Annotated in this window: 19 protein-coding genes; 9 read left to right on the top strand and 10 right to left on the bottom strand. The window is 72.4% G+C overall.

What is annotated here, in order from left to right; genetic code table 11:
• Window position 1 precedes the first annotated feature (1 nt).
• The gene (locus tag AC0B9F_RS10900) at window positions 2-178 is read right to left on the bottom strand and encodes a hypothetical protein (protein WP_472001038.1); all 177 of its coding nucleotides are present in this window, start codon (window positions 176-178) and stop codon (window positions 2-4) included.
• Window positions 179-336: 158 nt separating this feature from the next.
• Window positions 337-798 (bottom strand): DUF2625 family protein, encoded by a 462-nt coding sequence (locus AC0B9F_RS10895; RefSeq protein ID WP_472001036.1) that lies wholly within the window; start codon window positions 796-798, stop codon window positions 337-339.
• 30 nt (window positions 799-828) lie between these two features.
• Here AC0B9F_RS10895 and AC0B9F_RS10890 point away from each other — a divergent pair, with 30 nt between their 5' ends.
• The 9 genes from AC0B9F_RS10890 to hypE all read left to right on the top strand — a co-directional run bounded on the left by AC0B9F_RS10890 (window position 829) and on the right by hypE (window position 10,471).
• Complete coding sequence (locus AC0B9F_RS10890) at window positions 829-1,311, top strand: hypothetical protein (protein WP_472001033.1); 483 nt, start codon at window positions 829-831, stop codon at window positions 1,309-1,311.
• A 742-nt stretch (window positions 1,312-2,053) separates the two neighbouring features.
• Window positions 2,054-2,422, top strand: a complete 369-nt coding sequence (locus AC0B9F_RS10885; RefSeq protein ID WP_472001030.1) for a hypothetical protein — start codon at window positions 2,054-2,056, stop codon at window positions 2,420-2,422.
• Window positions 2,423-2,488: 66 nt separating this feature from the next.
• On the top strand, window positions 2,489-4,198 hold the full coding sequence (locus tag AC0B9F_RS10880; RefSeq protein WP_472001028.1) for an enoyl-CoA hydratase-related protein: 1,710 nt from the start codon (window positions 2,489-2,491) through the stop codon (window positions 4,196-4,198).
• Entirely contained in the window at window positions 4,195-4,815 is a 621-nt protein-coding gene (locus AC0B9F_RS10875) for a hydrogenase maturation protease (protein WP_472001026.1), read from the top strand. Before AC0B9F_RS10880 ends, AC0B9F_RS10875 begins: the two co-directional genes overlap by 4 nt.
• A 59-nt stretch (window positions 4,816-4,874) precedes the next feature.
• Window positions 4,875-5,600, top strand: coding sequence for a hydrogenase nickel incorporation protein HypB (hypB, locus tag AC0B9F_RS10870; protein WP_472001024.1), 726 nt, complete (start codon window positions 4,875-4,877; stop codon window positions 5,598-5,600).
• Window positions 5,597-7,951: a carbamoyltransferase HypF gene (gene hypF, locus AC0B9F_RS10865; protein ID WP_472001022.1), complete on the top strand. Its 2,355-nt coding sequence runs from the start codon at window positions 5,597-5,599 to the stop codon at window positions 7,949-7,951. The genes hypB and hypF overlap by 4 nt, the downstream gene beginning before the upstream one ends.
• 3 nt (window positions 7,952-7,954) lie before the next feature.
• Window positions 7,955-8,245: a HypC/HybG/HupF family hydrogenase formation chaperone gene (locus AC0B9F_RS10860; RefSeq protein ID WP_366839543.1), complete on the top strand. Its 291-nt coding sequence runs from the start codon at window positions 7,955-7,957 to the stop codon at window positions 8,243-8,245.
• Window positions 8,242-9,387 carry a hydrogenase formation protein HypD gene (gene hypD, locus AC0B9F_RS10855; protein ID WP_472001021.1) on the top strand — a complete coding sequence of 382 codons (1,146 nt, stop codon included), beginning with the start codon at window positions 8,242-8,244 and terminating at the stop codon, window positions 9,385-9,387. The genes AC0B9F_RS10860 and hypD overlap by 4 nt, the downstream gene beginning before the upstream one ends.
• Window positions 9,380-10,471, top strand: a complete 1,092-nt coding sequence (hypE, locus tag AC0B9F_RS10850) for a hydrogenase expression/formation protein HypE (RefSeq protein WP_472001019.1) — start codon at window positions 9,380-9,382, stop codon at window positions 10,469-10,471. Before hypD ends, hypE begins: the two co-directional genes overlap by 8 nt.
• Before the next feature lie 60 nt (window positions 10,472-10,531).
• Here the strand turns inward: hypE and hypA are convergent, their stop codons facing one another.
• From hypA to AC0B9F_RS10810, 8 genes are all read right to left on the bottom strand, one after another.
• A complete protein-coding gene (gene hypA / locus AC0B9F_RS10845) occupies window positions 10,532-10,873 on the bottom strand; it encodes a hydrogenase maturation nickel metallochaperone HypA (protein ID WP_363263035.1) in 342 nt (113 codons plus the stop codon).
• Between the two features lie 7 nt (window positions 10,874-10,880).
• Window positions 10,881-11,090 (bottom strand): hypothetical protein, encoded by a 210-nt coding sequence (locus AC0B9F_RS10840; protein WP_472001016.1) that lies wholly within the window; start codon window positions 11,088-11,090, stop codon window positions 10,881-10,883.
• Window positions 11,091-11,108: 18 nt separating this feature from the next.
• Window positions 11,109-11,315, bottom strand: coding sequence for a hypothetical protein (locus AC0B9F_RS10835; protein ID WP_472001014.1), 207 nt, complete (start codon window positions 11,313-11,315; stop codon window positions 11,109-11,111).
• Window positions 11,316-11,335: 20 nt separating this feature from the next.
• Window positions 11,336-11,932, bottom strand: coding sequence for a DUF5947 family protein (locus AC0B9F_RS10830; protein ID WP_472001012.1), 597 nt, complete (start codon window positions 11,930-11,932; stop codon window positions 11,336-11,338).
• Window positions 11,929-12,483 (bottom strand): NifU family protein, encoded by a 555-nt coding sequence (locus AC0B9F_RS10825; RefSeq protein ID WP_472001010.1) that lies wholly within the window; start codon window positions 12,481-12,483, stop codon window positions 11,929-11,931. The genes AC0B9F_RS10830 and AC0B9F_RS10825 overlap by 4 nt, the downstream gene beginning before the upstream one ends.
• Complete coding sequence (locus AC0B9F_RS10820) at window positions 12,476-14,269, bottom strand: nickel-dependent hydrogenase large subunit (protein WP_472001008.1); 1,794 nt, start codon at window positions 14,267-14,269, stop codon at window positions 12,476-12,478. Before AC0B9F_RS10820 ends, AC0B9F_RS10825 begins: the two co-directional genes overlap by 8 nt.
• A 76-nt stretch (window positions 14,270-14,345) precedes the next feature.
• Window positions 14,346-15,434 carry an NADH-quinone oxidoreductase subunit B family protein gene (locus AC0B9F_RS10815; protein WP_472001006.1) on the bottom strand — a complete coding sequence of 363 codons (1,089 nt, stop codon included), beginning with the start codon at window positions 15,432-15,434 and terminating at the stop codon, window positions 14,346-14,348.
• Window positions 15,435-15,556: 122 nt separating this feature from the next.
• A complete protein-coding gene (locus AC0B9F_RS10810; protein ID WP_472001004.1) occupies window positions 15,557-17,065 on the bottom strand; it encodes a hypothetical protein in 1,509 nt (502 codons plus the stop codon).
• Window positions 17,066-17,277: the final 212 nt, after the last annotated feature.

The following is a 17,277-nucleotide window of genomic DNA, read 5'->3' as shown; positions in this document are numbered from 1 at the left end:
CCTACTCGGCGAGCAGCCCGGCCCGCTCACCGCCCCACACCGTCCAGATGCCCTGGGCGCGGCTGCGCAGGCCCGGCGGCACCTCGCCAGGAGCGAAGCGCGGCCCGGGGTCGGCCACGCTGGGCAGCGGCAGGTGATACTCCTGATCCGCGAGCGCCTCGCCGAAGCCTTCGAGCACGGGATCTCCTCACAGGGCGGTAGTGGGACGCAACAACGCTCTCGCGCGCCGGTCACCAGGACCGGCAGGTGCACAGGCGGTTCGGGCGGCGGTATGAGGCCCGTGTCAACCCGGTTCACCTCCAGGACAACCCGCAGGACTGCTCTCATGGGCCGGTGTCATAGCCCATGGCCAGGCTGTTCTCGGGTCGCCAGGCGGCATCGGGGCTGGCCGGGAAGCAAATTACCGGCGCCACATCGGAGAACGCTCGAGGATGGGCGGCCGTGGGACCGCCAAGGATGCGCAGCCAACTCGCGCTCCAGGAAGGGGCCCCCGCAGGGCAGTGTCACGGCGCCGAGATATGCCTCTGCTGTGTCCTTCAACTGAAGGCGGGCGGCGCGCCCCCGGTCCGGAACGACAGGCACCACTTCGACCGGCACCGTACTGGTGCCAAGCTCCTCTCGAAACGCAGGCCACGCTGGGTCATCAACCTCGTCCAGCACAGGCAACTCACTCAGCGGGGTGCGGCGATGTGAGCGCGAAGGACGATGTGACGCCCCGGCCTGGTGGTGAGGTGGCGATGTAGAGCCCGGGGTCGGTCGCGGAGTTTGAACGTGTTCAAATAGAGGGTACGGCCGCATGGCCGGACATCCAGCCTTGGGGAGAGGTCTGTGATCATGCGCGGCTGGCGTGCAATTGTTCTCACGGCGACGGGGGTGGTCCTCGCAGCGTCCTGCGGGTCTGCCGCTTCGATCCATTCGGCAGATATCGCGCAGGAGGAACTGGTTGGGACGTGGACCAGTTCCGCCGGGACGTCCCTGACCTTCTCGACGGAGCACAGCTTCGCCGGCACGGGTTTCGACAAGGTGGAGGCGATGGCTGATTGCGCTCGCCCCGAGACACTGTCCACCGGTCGCTGGGCCTTCTACGTCGGTCCCGATGGCAGCGGCCGCATCGTCGCTGATGAGAACGCCACGCGCGGCCATGAGTTGCAGTTGTCCTTCACCGACGATCCGACGTGCACGGTGTGGGTCTACCTCTACGGGTACTTCGGCGACGCAGAGAACCCAAGCATGTGCCCCACGACGGACCCGGACACTGGCTGCCCTCCGGACGACTACCTGAAGCGGGACGGGAGCGCCCCCCATGCCTGACGCCCAACCCCGCCGGCGCCTTCCCCGGCCCCGGCCGCACCGACTGGACCGCCGAAACGGGCAAGCCTCTGAACCCCCGGGACCAGAGATAGACACGACACGCTGCGAATGCAGCCCAGGCGCGGCGCCAGGTGGGCCACCTCGGCGAACTGGTCGTCGGGGCGCGGGCCCACGCCGAGTTCTGACGCGCGTCGCGCGATGCGTCCTGACGTATCTCGCCCTCTACGGCCGGGAAGCCGTGCTGGGCGAGCCGCCACATCGCTTGGACCACGTGCTCGGCCACCGGCCGCTCCTCCGGCAGGCGCCGGGAGCGGCGCTGTTCGTGGGCCTCTGGGTGCTCCGGCAGTCCGAGCTTCACGGCGGCCGTGGCGGTGAAGACGATCAGCGTATGTGACTGACCGTCTTCTCTCGCACTTGGCGCCCGCTCGTTGAGGCGGGGTGGTTCGAAGAAATTGAGCGGCTCGCACACATCAGCTGCTACCGGCTCAGTGCCCAAGTGCACCGGTGAAAAGGTCGTCGTTCCTCTGCGACGCGCAAATTGAGGCTGTTCGTGAAGCCCAGCTCATGTACGTGAGGTCGATGAGGCCTCCGGCCGCGCGCCGGAGCCCCCCGACCCTCCAGGCCGCGCGCCGGAGCCCCCGATCCTCCAGCCCGTGAGTCGGAGCCCCCACCCTCCGGCCGTGCGCCGGGGTGCCACCCTTAAGGCTGTGCGCCGGGCCCCGCCGTGGGGAAAGGCTCGGTCATGACCTTCAAGAACCCCGTGCACCGCGGCGGCTCCCGTCGCGGCCGGTTCGAACAGTTCGCCGAGTACGCCTCGAACTTCACCAGCTCCCCGGCGTTCTTCCTCTTCTGCCTGCTGCTCATCGGCTTCTTCGTCGCCGCCCACGCCGCCCACCTGCCACTCGAACTGCTGCTGCTCGCGGGCGAGACCATGACGGCGGTCACACTCCTGCTGCTGGCCCTGCTGAAGAACGCCGAGGTGCGCGCCGAGCACGCCGTCCAGCGCAAGCTCGACGCGATCGCCGCGGCCCTCCTGGAGGCGCACCGGGAGGAGCGGGGCCAGGCGTTCGAGGACCTGCGCCATGCGATCCGGATGGAGGAAGAGACCTGACCGAGGCCGGCGAAACGCCGACGCGGTTCTTCACTGCACCTGGAAGAGGGGCGAGCATGCCGTGTCATGGACATCTTGCTCGTCGCGAGCGCGTTCAACAGTCTCTCCCAGCGCGTGTACGCCGAACTGTCGGACCACGGGCACCAGGTGGACGTCGTCCTGGCCACGCACGGCCCCGACCCGGTCCGGGCAGCCGTGCGCGAGCTGCGCCCGGACCTGATCGTCGCGCCGATGCTCAAGACCGCGCTGCCCGAGGACGTGTGGCGGGAACACACCTGTCTGATCGTCCACCCCGGCCCGCCGGGCGACCGCGGCCCCTCCTCGCTGGACTGGGCCGTCTCCGGCCGGGCGGAGCGGTGGGGCGTGACCGTGCTCCAGGCCGAGGCGGTCATGGACGCGGGTGCGATCTGGGCGGCCGAGCCGTTCCCCGTCCCGCCCGTCGGCAAGAGCGACCTGTACCGCAACGAGGCGTCCGACGCCGCCGTCAAAGCCGTCCTGACGGCCGTACGGCGCTACGCCGAAGGCGCCCACAAGCCGCTGGCGCAGACAGATGAGTCGGTCACAGTCGTCCGGCGCGACGTCATCCGGCAGGAACGGCGGCGGATCGACTGGGAACGGGACGACACCGAGACGGTCCTGCGCACGCTGCGCGGCGCCGACTCCCAGCCCGGTGTCCTGGACGAACTCCTCGGGCACGAGGTGTTCCTGCACGGTGGCCACCCCGAAGACCGGTTGCGCGGCCGCCCCGGCGCCCTGCTGGCCCAGCGCGCGGGCGCCGTCTGCCGCGCCACCCGCGACGGCGCCGTCTGGATCCCGGAACTGCGCCCCCGCAAGAACTCCGGCGACCCCGCACCCTTCCGCCGGCCGGCCGCCTGCGTACTCGCCTCCTGGCAGCCGGGTCCCGCTCTCCCCGAGGACCCGGCCCCGCTGGAACTGCCGCCCGATCGGCGCACCTGGACCGACATTCGCTACCGGCAGCAGGGTGACGTCGGCTTCCTCGCCTTCTCCTTCCCGGGCGGCGCGATGAGCACCGGCCAGTGCCGCCGACTGCTCGCCGCCTACAGGGAGGCGCTCAGTCGGCCCACCCGCGTCCTCGTCCTCGGCGGGCCGCGGGACTTCTTCTCCAACGGCATCCACCTCAACGTCATCGAGGCGGCCCCCGACCCGGCCCAGGAGTCCTGGACCAACCTCAACGCGATGGACGACCTGGTCGAGGCCGTGCTGCGCACCACCGACCGGCTGGTGGTGGCCGCGCTGGCCGGCAACGCCGCGGCCGGCGGCGCCATGCTCGCCCTCGCCGCCGACCAGGTGTGGTGCCGCACCGGCGTCGTCCTCAATCCGCACTACCGCCGGATGGGCCTGTACGGCTCCGAGTTCTGGACCTACACCCTGCCGCGCCGCGTCGGCACGGAGTGGGCCGGCCGGCTGACGGCCGAGGCGCTGCCGGTCAGCTCGGCGACCGCCCGGCGGATCGGGCTCGTGGACCGGCTGGTGCCCGCCACACCCCAGGACTTCGCGGCCGAGGTCGGCCGGCTGGCCACCGACCTCGCCGCCACCCCCGGCCTGGACCGCCTCCTCGCCGAGAAGGCTGCGGCCCGCACAGCCGACGAACGGCAACGGCCCCTCGCCCGCTACCGGGAGGACGAACTGGCCCGCATGCACGCCCTCTTCTTCGACCCCGAGGCCCCCTACCACGCCCTGCGCTCCGCCTTCGTCCGCAAGACGCCGGGCGGCTCGCACCGGCCCCTCGCCCCGGCCGGCGGAGAGCTCCGGTGACGCCGCGGCTGCTGGTGGCCGGCGTCGGGAACATCTTCCTCGCCGACGACGCCTTCGGTCCCGAGGTGATCCGCGCCCTCGAAGACCGCCCCCTGCCGTCCGGGGTACGGGTCCGCGACTACGGCATCCGCGGCATGGACCTCGCCTACGACCTGCTGTCCGGCTACGCGACCGCCGTCCTGGTCGACGCGGCCCCGCGCGGCCACCGCCCCGGCACCCTCTCCCTGATCGAGGCCGAACCCCCCGACGGCACCGTCCCGCCCGAGGCCCACGGCATGGACCCGGCGAAGGTGCTGGCCCTGGCCACCCACCTGGGCGACGAGCCACTGCCCCGGGTCCTCGTCCTGGCCTGCGAACCCGCCGTCCTGCCGAGCGACGACGACCTCCTGCCGGGACTCAGCGCGACGGTGCGCGAAACAGTCGGCCGGGCCGTGGACGCCCTGCACGCGCTCCTGCCCGCCCTGCTCGACAACCCCGCCGCACCGCTGACTCCGTTGGGCCACCCGATGGAATCCGGCGCCGCACCGCCGCCCCCGTTGGGCCGCCCGATGGAATCCGGGACCCCGCGCACGGCTGCGCTGCCCGGCACCGCGCCCGGCGGCGCCGAAGATCGATGAGACCCCGGGCCGCACGGAAGGCGGCCCGGGCTCCGTCGCCTATCCGAGGAGCAGTGCCCATGTGCGGGTCCGACGTCAGACAGGCCGTCCTGGCGAAGAACGACGACCTGGCCGCGACCCTGCGCGGCGAGCTCGCCCGGCAGGGCGTGACCGTGGTCAACCTGCTGTCCAGTCCCGGCAGCGGCAAGACCGAACTGCTCGGCCGGGTACTGGCCCGAGCGGTGGAGCAGGGCGTCCCGGTGGCCGCCCTCACCGCCGACCTGGCCACCGAGAACGACGCCACCCGGCTGGCCCGCTCCGGCGCCCCCGTCCAGCAACTGCTCACCGACGGCCTGTGCCACCTGGAGGCCCGCCAGGTCCGGGCCAGGCTCGAGGACTGGCTGCCGCCGGAGACCTCCGTCCTCTTCGTGGAGAACGTCGGCAACCTGGTCTGTCCGGCCTCCTACGACCTCGGGGAGACCCTCCGGATCGTGCTGATGGCCGTCACCGAGGGCGAGGACAAGCCGCTGAAGTACCCCACCGCGTTCGGCTCCGCCCATCTGGTCGTCATCACCAAGACCGACCTCGCCGGACCGGCCGGCTTCGACGAGAGCCTCTTCCAGGAGAACGTGCACCGGGTCAACCCGGGCGTGGAGATCGTACGTTCCTGCGCCCGGACCGGCGCCGGCGTCGGCACCCTGCTGGAGCGTTCCCTCGCCGCCCGCGACGGCGCCCCGGCGCACCGGCCGCCCCTCGCCCCGCACCCGCACGGCCACCACCACACCCCGGCCGCACCCGTAGCATGACCGCCCCCGCGACCGGACTGGTCCGCCGTCGGCTCACGGTGCGCGGCACCGTTCAGGGCGTCGGCTTCCGCCCGCACGTGCACCGCCTCGCCGCCGCGATCGGCCTGAGCGGATTCGTCGGCAACACCGGCGACGGCGTCCTCATCGAGATCGAGGGCCCGGCGGACGAGGTGGACCGCTTCTGCGCGCTGCTGGCCGCTCAGCCGCCGCCCCTGGCCACGGTCACCGCGGTCGACGGCGTCCACCTGCCCGCCACCGGCGAGACCGGCCCGTTCACCATCCGCTCCACCGAGCGGGCCCCCGGACGCACCCAGCTCCCGCCCGACACCGCGACCTGCGCCGACTGCCTGCGCGAACTGGCCGCCCCCGGCGACCGCCGCCACCGTCACCCCTTCGTCACCTGCACACACTGCGGCCCCCGCTTCACCATCGCCACCGGCATGCCCTACGACCGGGCGGCCACCACCATGGCCGGCTTCCCGATGTGCCCCGCCTGCGCCCACGAGTACGGCGACCCGGCCGACCGGCGCTTCCACGCCCAGCCCGTCGCCTGCCCCGACTGCGGCCCGCGCCTCGCACTCACCCCGGCCGAGGGCCTCGGGATCCGCCCGGCCCGGGACGCGGAGGCGCTCGCGACGGCACGGGCGCTGCTCGCCGCCGGGCGGATCGTCGCCGTCAAGGGCGTCGGCGGCTACCACCTGGCCTGCGACGCCACCGACCCCCGGGCGGTCAGCGCCCTGCGCGACCGCAAGGAGCGGGGCGGCAAGGCATTCGCGGTGATGTGCGCCGACCTGGCCACAGCCGAGCGGATCGCCCTCCTCTCCGACGCGGAACGCGCCGCCCTCACCGCCGCCCGCCGCCCCATCGTCCTGCTGCGCCGCCGCACACCCCCGGACGGCCTCCGCCTCGCCGACCAGGTCTGTCCAGGCAGCCCGTACATCGGCCTGCTGCTGCCCTATACCCCGGTTCACACCCTGCTGTTCGGACTTCCCGGTGATCCCCCCGGCCCCCGGACGCTGGTCATGACCAGCGGCAACCGCTCCGGTGAGCCCATCGTCACCGACGACGCCGAGGCACTGACCCGGCTGGCCGGACTCGCCGACGCCTGGCTCGGCCACGACCGGCCCATCGCCGCCTTCTGCGACGACTCCCTGCTCCGGGTCCGCCCCGACGGCACCGAACAGGTGCTGCGCCGCTCCCGCGGATACGTCCCCCGCCCACTGCGCCTGCCGCGCCCCGTGCGCCCCACGCTCGCCGTCGGCGGAGACCTCAAGAACGTGCCCTGCCTGGGCGAGGGCGAGCACGCCTGGCTCGGCCCGCACATCGGCGACATGGGCGAGCTGGCCACCCTGGAGGCCGCCGAGCGGGCCGAACGGCACCTGGGCCGCCTCACCGGCGTCACCCCCCGCCGGGTGGCGGCCGACCGGCACCCCGGCTACCACTCGCTGCGGCGCGCCCGCGCCCGGGCCGCCGGACTGGGGCTGCCCGCACCGGTGCTCGTCCAGCACCACCACGCCCACATCGCCTCGGCGATGGCCGAGCACGGCCTCGACGGCACCACACCCGTGATCGGCGTCGCCTTCGACGGCACCGGTCACGGCGACGACGGCACGGTGTGGGGCGGGGAGGTCCTGCTCGCCGACTACAGCCGGTACCGGCGCTTCGCCCACCTGGTCCCCGCCCCGCTGCCGGGCGGGGACGCCGGCGTGGCCAACCCGTGCCGGCTGGCCCTGGCCCGGCTGTGGGCGGCGGGGCTGCCCTGGACGCCGGGGCTGCCGAGCGTGACCGCCTGCTCGGACACCGAACGCGCGGTCCTGCGCCGGCAGCTGGAACGCCAGGTGGCCTGTGTGCCCACCTCCAGCATGGGCCGGCTCTTCGACGCGGTGTCCTCACTCGTCGGCGTGTGCCACCGGGCGGGCTACGAGGCGCAGGCCGCGGCGGAACTGGAGGCGGCCGCGCTCGAGGCCGGCGGCTCGGACACCGAGGCGTACCCCTTCGGCCTCGGCGGCGGGGACAGCATCGGCTGCGACCCCGCGCCGATGCTGACGGCCCTCCTGCACGACCAGGCCCGCGGCACCCCCGTCCCGGTACTCGCGGCCCGCTTCCACCGCGGAGTCGCGCGGGCCGTCACGGAGATCTGCCACCGCGCCCGCACCGCGACCGGCCTGGCCACCGTCGCCCTCACCGGAGGCGTCTTCGCCAACGCCCTGCTGGAGCAGGAGTGCGCCGTCCGGCTCACCCGGGACGGCTTCACAGTCCTGCGGCACCAAGAGGTCCCCCCGAACGACGGGGGACTGGCACTCGGCCAGCTGATGGTCGCCGGAACAGCCCACCACCACGAGACGGAGTGACCCATGTGTCTGGCAGTGCCCGGCAAGGTCGTGTCCATCGACCAGAGCGCCGACCCCCTCACCGGACTGATCGACTTCGGAGGAGTGCAGAAACAGGCGTGCCTGGAGTACCTGCCCGACGTCCAGGTGGGGGAGTACGTCATCGTCCACGTCGGATTCGCGCTGCAGCGCCTCGACGAGGAGTCGGCCCGCGCGTCCCTGGAGCTGTTCGAGCAACTGGGGTTGCTCGAGGAGGAGTTCGGCGATGCCTGGGAACAGGCCGCCCGGCAGGAGAACGGAAGTGACGTCCGATGAAGTACATCGACGAGTTCAACGACCCAGCGCTGGCCCGCCGGCTGCTGGACGAGATCCGGGCCACCGCCACCCGGCCCTGGGCGCTGATGGAGGTCTGCGGCGGCCAGACGCACTCCATCATCCGCCACGGCATCGACCAGCTCCTGCCGGAACAGGTGGAGTTGATCCACGGCCCCGGCTGCCCGGTGTGCGTGACGCCGCTTGAGGTCATCGACAAGGCCCTGGAGATCGCCGCCCGCCCCGACGTGATCTTCTGCTCCTTCGGTGACATGCTGCGCGTGCCGGGCACCGACCGCGACCTGTTCCGGGTCAAGGGCGAGGGCGGCGACGTCCGCGTGGTGTACTCACCGCTCGACGCGCTCGACCTCGCCCGCAAGAACCCCGGCCGCCAGGTCGTGTTCTTCGCCATCGGCTTCGAGACGACCGCGCCCGCCAACGCCATGGCCGTGCACCAGGCCCGCCGCCTCGGCCTGGACAACTTCAGCCTGCTGGTGTCCCACGTCCGCGTCCCCCCGGCGATCGAGGCCATCATGACGGCCCCCCGCTGCCGGGTGCAGGGCTTCCTCGCCGCCGGTCACGTGTGCAGCGTGATGGGCACCGCCGAGTACCCGGACCTGGCGGCGAAGCACCGCGTGCCGATCGTGGTGACGGGTTTCGAGCCGCTCGACATCCTGGAGGGCATCCGCCGCGCCGTCCACCAGCTGGAACGGGGCGAGCACCGGGTGGAGAACGCCTACCCCAGGGCCGTACGCGACCTGGGCAACCCGGCGGCCCTGCGCATGCTGGAGGAGGTGTTCGAGGTCGCCGACCGCAACTGGCGCGGCATCGGACCCATCCCGGCCAGCGGCTGGCGGCTGACCGACGCCTTCCGCGCCTACGACGCCGAACACCGCTTCGACGTCACCGGCATCCGCACCGAGGAGCCCGCCGTGTGCCGGGCCGGCGAGGTCCTGCAGGGGCTGATCAAGCCGACCGAGTGCGAGGCGTTCGGCACCGCCTGCACTCCGCGCACCCCGCTCGGCGCCACCATGGTGTCCAACGAGGGCGCCTGCGCCGCCTACTACCTCTACCGCCGCATGACCGACGGCCCGGCCCGGCAGGGATCCCGTGTCCCCCGTGAGGAGATGAACCCCGTTGGCTGATCTCGCCACCGAAGCGGTGGAGGCGACCGGACCGGTCGTCGACCCCGCGAACTGGAGCTGCCCCGCCCCCCTGCGCGGCCAGCCGGTCGTCGTCATGGGCCACGGCGGCGGCGGCGCCCTGTCCGCCGAACTGATCGAGCAAGTCTTCGCGCCCGCCTACGGCAACCCCACCCTCGCCGCCCTCACCGACTCCGCCGTCCTCGGCCTGGGCGGCACCCGGCTGGCCTTCTCCACCGACTCCTACGTCGTGCGGCCGCTGTTCTTCCCCGGTGGCTGCGTCGGCGACCTGGCCGTCAACGGCACCGTCAACGACCTGGCGATGAGCGGAGCCCGGCCCGCGTACCTCTCCACCGCCTTCATCCTCGAAGAGGGCGTGGAACTGGCCGTCGTGGAACGCGTCGCGCGGGCCGTCGGCGCGGCGGCCGAGGCGGCGGGCGTCATCGTCGCCACCGGCGACACCAAGGTCGTGGAGTCCGGGCACGGCGACGGCGTCTACATCACCACCGCAGGCGTCGGTCTCGTGCCCGACGGCGTCGACATCCGCCCGCAGCGGGCCCGGCCGGGCGACGCCGTCATCGTCAGCGGGCCCATCGGCCTGCACGGAGTGGCGGTCATGAGCGTGCGCGAGGGCCTGGAGTTCGGGGTGGAGATCGCCTCCGACACCGCACCCCTGGCGGACCTCGTGGCCGCCATGCTGGCGGTCACCAAGGACATCCACGTCCTGCGCGACCCCACCCGCGGCGGCCTGGGCGCGTCCCTCAACGAGATCGCCCGCGCCTCCGGTACCGGTGTCCGGCTGCGCGAGCGGGCCCTCCCGGTGCCCGACGAGGTCGCGAACGCCTGCGGCTTCCTCGGCCTGGACCCGCTGTACGTCGCCAACGAGGGCAGGCTCGTCGCCTTCGTACCCGCCGGGCACGCCGACGCCGTGCTGGCGGCGATGCACGCCCACCCGCAGGGCGCCGGAGCCGCCCTGATCGGCGAATGCGTGGCCGACCACCCGGGCATGGTGGTCGTCGCCACCGGACTCGGCGGCACCAGGGTGCTCGACCTCCCGCTGGGCGAGCAGCTGCCGCGCATCTGCTGACCCGCCTCCGGACGGACATCGGCCCCGCCGTGAAGGCGGGGCCGATGTCCGTCGTACTGCTCAGGTCTCGACGCCGGTGATCTCCAGCTCGCGTCCCCTGCGCAGCTCCCGGGACGGCCGGTCGCAGCGCGGGCACCAGAAGAACGGGGGCATGCCGACCGCGAACTCCTCGGCACACTCCCCGCACCAGGCGTGCGCGGGAACCTGCTCCACCACGAGCCGGGCCGCCGCGAGGGCCGTACCGTCGCGGGCCACCTCGAAGGCGAAGTGCAGCGCGTCGGGCACCACACCCGCGAGCTCTCCGACGCGGACGGTCACCGACGCGACACCGTCGGCGCCGTCCGCGCGCGCGATCTCCCCGGCCTGCTCCACGATCGCGGTCGCGATCGACAACTCGTGCACGCCGGCCTCAGGGGTACCGGTGGCGGGCGCGCAGCCCCCCGGTCATCCGGTAGATCCGCAACTCACGGACGATGCCCGGGAGTTCCTTGACGATCAGGACCGCGATCACGCTGCCCGCCAGCGCGCCCTGCGCCGCGAGCAGCTGCCGTCCCGACAGACCACGCCGCGCGGCCCTTCTTCTTCGCCCGGCTGTGTTCATGGCCTTCATGGCCTTCATGGCGTCACTTCCGCTCTCTCATCCCGGTGAGATGTTCGGCATGTCCTTCACCAGGGCGTCATGCCGTTTCCAGTGGATACCGGTGGAGCGGCGCGCGTCGGAAGTGCCGTCCTGGTGATGTCCGGTCTGGTGCTGGTACGGGCCCCTGTTGCCCTGATGCAGTCCGCGCACGTGGGAGGGGGTGTCGGGCCTGGCCTGGGGCCGGCCCACCCGGATGCTTCCCATGTCCGGTCTCCTTTCGGTCCTCACGATCGCTCGGTCAGCTCCCTGAAGAACTGTTCTACGGCCGGCCAGACCCGGCCGCCACCGGAGAGGCCCTGCCACTCGCGGCGGACCAGGGCGGTCATCCGGAAGCAGTCGTCGACCGGCACGATCCAGTGTTCGTCGAGTCCGCGTACGGTGTTCACCAGCAGCGCCTCCACATCCGGTGCCATGGCGGCCAGCTGCGGTACCGCGGCGGCCAGCCGCCGCCAGGCCGCCGCGTCCACCTCCCAGCGCATGGCCCCGGCGGGACTCGGTCCCTGCGCGGTGACCGTGCCGTCGGCGCGCGGCACGAAGAACACCAGCCCCACCGGTACACCCAGCACCCCGGTGTCGACCGGGGGCAGGCGCAGCCGGCGGCGGGGCACGAGCCGGTAGCGGCCCTCGCCCGCCCCGTCGTCGGCGAACAGCACCGAGCAGGGCCGGCACACGCACCGCACCTCGGCGGCACCGATGTCGTACAGGTGGGGGTGCTCCTCGCTCACGTGGGCGGCGCACAGCTCGCAGCGCTCGGTCGCAGCCCGCTCCGCACCGCCGGCGGTGGAGCGGATCACCCGGGCGAGCGCCCCGTCCACGCTCACCGCGCCTCCTCGGGCTGGGCCCGGCGCTTGATCGTGCTCAGCGGTACGAACGCCGGAGCCGCCCTGCGCTCCTCGGTGATCGCCTCGACCGATTCAAGTTCCGGGGCCACGGCGAGGACGGCGGCCCGCACGGCGTCGACGACGCCCGCCGATCCGCCGCCGCATCCCGAACCGCAGCCGCCGCCGCTGTCCAGCCGGACCCGGGCCACCTGCTCCTCGACGCCGGCCCACACCAGGTCGCCGCCGCGTTCACGCACCGCCGGCCGCAGCTTCTGGACCGCGCGTTCGGCCCGGCGCTCCGGCGGCTCGGGGTGGATGTCGTGCAGCACCAGCAGGTGACCGAGCAGCTCGTCCTCCGCCAGGATCTCCCGCAGCTCCTGCGCCGCGTGGTCCAGCACCCGGGCGAGGGCCTCGCCGTAGACCTCGGTCAGCAGCCGCACCGCCTCCATGGCCGGTCCGGGAGCGGACTCCAGTCCGGCGAGCACCTCGTCGAGGCGCGCGAGCCGCGCCTCCACCGCCGGGTCCGCCAGCCGTACGGTGGTGTCAGCCATGGTCGGCTCCGTACGTCGGCGAGTGCACGGTGGTCAGGGTCTTGCCCTTGCCCATGTACATGTGGACGCCGCACGGCAGACAGGGGTCGAAGCTGCGGACCGTGCGCATGATGTCGACGCCCTTGAAGTCGTCGGGCCCGTTCTCCTCGAAGATCGGCTGGCCCTGGACGGCGTCCTCGTACGGGCCCGGGGTGCCGTAGATGTCGCGGGGGCTGGCGTTCCACGGGGTGGGCGGGTATGGGTGATAGTTGGCGATCTTCTTGTCCCGGATCACCAGGTGGTGCGAGAGGACGCCGCGTACGGCCTCGTGGAAGCCGCAGCCGATCGACTCGTCCGGCACCTCGAAGTTCTCGTACACCTTCGTGTCGCCGCTCCTGAGCATGCCCATGGCCTCCTCCAGGAACTGCAGGGCCATGGCGGCGGCGTACGCGATGAAGTACGGCCGGGCGCGGTCCCGCTCCAGGGTGTTGCTCCACTTCGGGATGCGCCACTCCAGGGTGGTCTCCGGCAGCTTCTCCCCCTTGGGCAGGGTGATGCGGATACCGCCGCCGGTCGCCTTGACGTACGGCGTGTCGACCAGGCCGCTCAGGGCCGTCGACCAGAGCCGGGCGAGGGGGCCGCCACCGGTGTCCAGGGCGAGGTGGTCACCGGTCTCCGGGTGGTACCAGCGGGGGCTCATCACCCAGCTGTAGTTGCCCTCGAAGTCCCGCTTCTGCGGCACCGGCACGGTGGTCTGGTTCCACGGGTGGCGCATGTCGATCGGGTTGCCGAGCGGGTCGTGGGTGACGAAAGGATCCTCGTTGACCCAGTCCTCGTAGAACGAGCTGCCCAGCATGATGCGCAGGCCGAGGTTGATGTCGATGAGGTTGTTGGTGACCAGCTTGCCGTCCACGATGATGCCCGGGGTGACGTACATCGCCTTGCCCCACTCGTTCATCGTCGCGTACCGGTAGTCGACGACGTCCGGGTTCTGGAAGGCGCCCCAGCAGCCCAGCAGGATGCGGCGCTTGCCGACCTCCTCGTAGCCCGGCAGGGCCTCGTAGAAGAAGTCGAAGACGTCGTCGTTCATCGCCACCGCCTTCTTGATGAAGTCGATGACCCGCATCAGACGGCTGAGGTAGTCGGTGAAGACGCTCGGCTGCGGCATCGTGCCGACCCCGCCCGGGTACAGCGTGGAGGGGTGCACGTGACGCCCCTCCATCAGGCAGAACATCTCCCGGGTGATCCGGCTGACCTTCAGCGCCTCCTTGTAGACCTCGCCCTCGAAGGGGTTGAAGGCCTTCATGACGTCGGCGATGGTCCGGTAGCCGTGGATGTCGCCGCGGGGCGCGTCGGTGCGCTCGGCGCGGGCCAGGACGCTGGGGTTGGTGGCCTTGACCATCGCTTCGCAGAAGTCCACGAAGACCAGGTTGTCCTGGAAGATGGTGTGGTCGAAGATGTACTCCGCCGCCTCGCCCAGGTTGGTGATGTGCTCGGCCAGCTTCGGCGGCTTGACGCCGTAGGCCATCTGCTGGGCGTAGTTGGAGCAGGTGGTGTGGTTGTCGCCGCAGATGCCACAGATCCGCGAGGTGATGAAGCCGGCGTCCCGCGGGTCCTTGCCCTTCATGAACACCGAGTAGCCGCGGAAGAGCGACGAGGTGCTGTGGCACTCCACGACTTCCCGGTTGGCGAAGTCGATCTTCGTGTAGATCCCCAGGTTGCCGATGATCCGGGTGATCGGATCCCAGGACATGTCCACGAGCTGGGCGGGTTTGCGTCCTGCGGACCGGGACTCGGTGGTGGTCATCTGCGGTACTGCCCCTCGCTGTTCGGGTTCGGCTGATGGGTGGCGGGATGGGGGACGGGCGCGGGCACCGGGGGTGTCACGCGCGCCAGTGCGGGTCGTAACCGCTGGTCAGCTTGTTCTTGTTGTGGCGCCACTTGGGCTCGCGGTTCACCATGTCGTTGGTCAGGCCGCGCAGCCGGCGGATGACCGCCCCGTACGGCCTGATCACCATCGTCGACAGCGTGCCGCCCGGGGGCTCGTCCATGAACGGCATGAAGGCGTCGGGGAAGCCCGGCATCGTGCAGCCGATGCAGATGCCGCCGACGTTCGGGCAGCCGCCGATGCCGGCCATCCAGCCGCGCTTGGGCACGTTGCAGTTGACGACCGGACCCCAGCAGCCGACCTTCACCTGGCACTTGGGGGAGTTGTAGTCCCTCGCGAAGTCACCCTGCTCGTAGTAGGCGCCCCGGTCGCAGCCCTCGTGCACGGTCTTGCCGAACAGCCACTGCGGACGCAGCATGTGGTCCAGCGGCGGCGGGGGAGCGGCGCCGGCCGCGTGCTGCAGCACCCAGACCAGGGTCTCCATGAAGTTCTCCGGCTGGATCGGACAGCCGGGCACGTTGACCACCGGCAGTCCCGAGCGAGCCTTGAACTCCCACCCCAGGTAGTCCGCGAGGCCCATGCAACCCGTCGGGTTGCCCGCCATGGCGTGGATGCCGCCGAACGTCGCACAGGTACCGGCCGCGACCACCGCCCATGCCCTGGGCGCCAGCTGGTCGATCCACTCGTTGAGTGTCTGTGGCTCGCCCGTCTCCGGGTCGTTGCCGAACGACGTCCAGTAACCGTCGCCCTCGATGATGTTCTGGTTCGGGATCGAACCCTCGATGACGAGGATGAACGGCTCCAGCTCACCGCGCGCCGCCGCCCGGTAGGGGGCGAGGAAGTCCTCACCGCCCAGGCTCGGCGAGAGCACCTTGTTGACGAGGTTCACCTTCGGCAGCCCCGGGATGAGGCCGAGCACCACATCCTCGATGGACGGCTGGCCCGCGGCGGTCAGCGACACCGTGTCGCCGTCGCAGCTCATGCCTTCCGAGATCCAGAGGATGGTGATCTCGTCGAACCCCTCCCGGGCCTCGGCCCTGGCGGGCTCGCCGCCCACTTCGGTGGTACCGCTCTGTGTGGTCATCTCTGAGCCTCCGTTGCAGCCGGGTCTCGAAAACCGTTCAGGCCGCGGCCGACGGGGCCGCGAGGGTCGGTGCTGGGGGTTCGCCGGGGGCGGCGGCCGGCCGGTGGCGGTCGGCCGGCCCCTCAGGCGTGGGCATCGGACCGTCCACTCTCGGGGCGGTCGGCCGGGCGTGCGGGCCGCGGGGACCGCGGCCGGGCCGGGGCCCCCTGGTCCGGTGCGTCCGCGACGGCGAGCGGTTCCACCTCGTCGGGGCGGAAGTAGTGGAACCGGCCGTACCAGCCGTGCAGTTCGGCGGCGGGGTCGTCGTCCACCGTGACGGCCAGGTGGACGCTGCCGTCCACGTCGTGGAAGAGCGCGGAGACCCGCGCGGACCGCCCGGCCAGGAACATGTCCTGGGCGTCGGCGCCCCGGACGCGCGGGCGCAGCCGCACCCGGCTGCCGCCGCCGACGAGCACCCCGTCCACCAGCACCGTGTCCGTCGTGGGGAAGAGGCCGTCGTCACCGCCCTCCTGCCACCAGGCCGGCCGGGCCGAAGCGGGCGCCTGAGCCGAAGCCTGAGCCGGGGCCAGGGAGCGGATGGTGCCGTGCAACCGGGCGAAGACCTCCTGAGGCATGGTGTCCACACGGTCGACGATCCGGGCGGCGCGCGGATCGGTGGCCCGCGCCTCGGCCTTCTCCTCGTCGGTCAGCAGCATCGTGCGCAGGGTGAGGATCTCGTCGATCTCCGCCGCGTCGTGCAGATCGCCGGGACTCTCCGGCGCCACCTGCGGATGGTCCGGCAGGATGATCGGTGCGGAGAGCAGGGACGCGCCGGTGGCCCCGTCCTCGCCGGCGGACTGCTGCGGCGCCCCGCCGAGCACCGGGAACGTGAAGGCGTTGCGGCAGCCGCGCACCTGTTCCGCGAGGGCGGCCGGCGGATCGATCAGCGACACGAACTCGACGCCGTCGCCGACGAGAAGAGTGTGGGTGGCGAGTAGTGCCTGCCCCAGGACCGCACCGCGCGGGGCCGCCGGATCCGGCGCCTGGTCGGCGTTCTCGGTGCGCACACGCAACCGGTACAGCTCCGGGGCCAGGGGCTCGGCCACAACCGTCGCCCCGGCCCGTACCTCCCGGCGCCGCCGCGCCGTCCGCCCCGCTCCGGCGGGCAACGGCTCGTACTCCGCACCGGCCGGCGCCCCCACCTCGACGGTCCGGCCGCCGTGCACAAGCTCCTCCAGGGTGAGCACCAGCTCGGTCTCGCGGGGCACCGCTTCCTCGAAGGACAGGTGTGTGACGCCGTCCGCCGTCCGCAACGACTCGACCGGGCGGTGCCCCCCGTCCCCGTCGGCCGCCTCCACCTGCTTGTGCTGGAGCTGCAGGTACCGCACCCGCACCCGTACGGCGGCGTCCTCGCGCCGCGCCCGGACGAGGCACTCGGTCTGCTGGTACCAGGAGTCGGCGGAGCCGGAGAGTCCAGGCGTGACCGGGCCGTCCCGCTCCACCCAGTTCCGGGGCAGCAGTACGCCGAATTGCCAGCGAACCCGGTTCTTCGCCGAGGACCGGCGGTACGGGTAGAGCAGGTACCCCTCGTACAGCACGGCGTCCGCCACGGCACTCAGCGCCGCACAGCCCTCGCCGACTCCGTTCACCACGCTCGCTCCTCGCCACTCCTGGTCCGCGCTTCCCTCCCCACGGTCACACCCGCCACGCCGGCCCGCCCCTCCGGCGCACCGTCATTGGGCCGGACGGGGGAAGCGTCGCAGTTCCAGCGGGACGTGAGGCCGAATCGGACCGGCCGCGACAGCGGGCTGCGGTGAGCGGGTGGACCCTGCGGCGGCGGGGGAGAGGGGCGGGCGGGGGAGAG

The sequence above is a fragment of the Streptomyces sp. NPDC097129 genome (assembly GCF_055668065.1).
The sequence above is the reverse complement of the archived record's forward strand: the minus strand, read 5'-3'. Positions and strand labels throughout refer to the sequence as shown.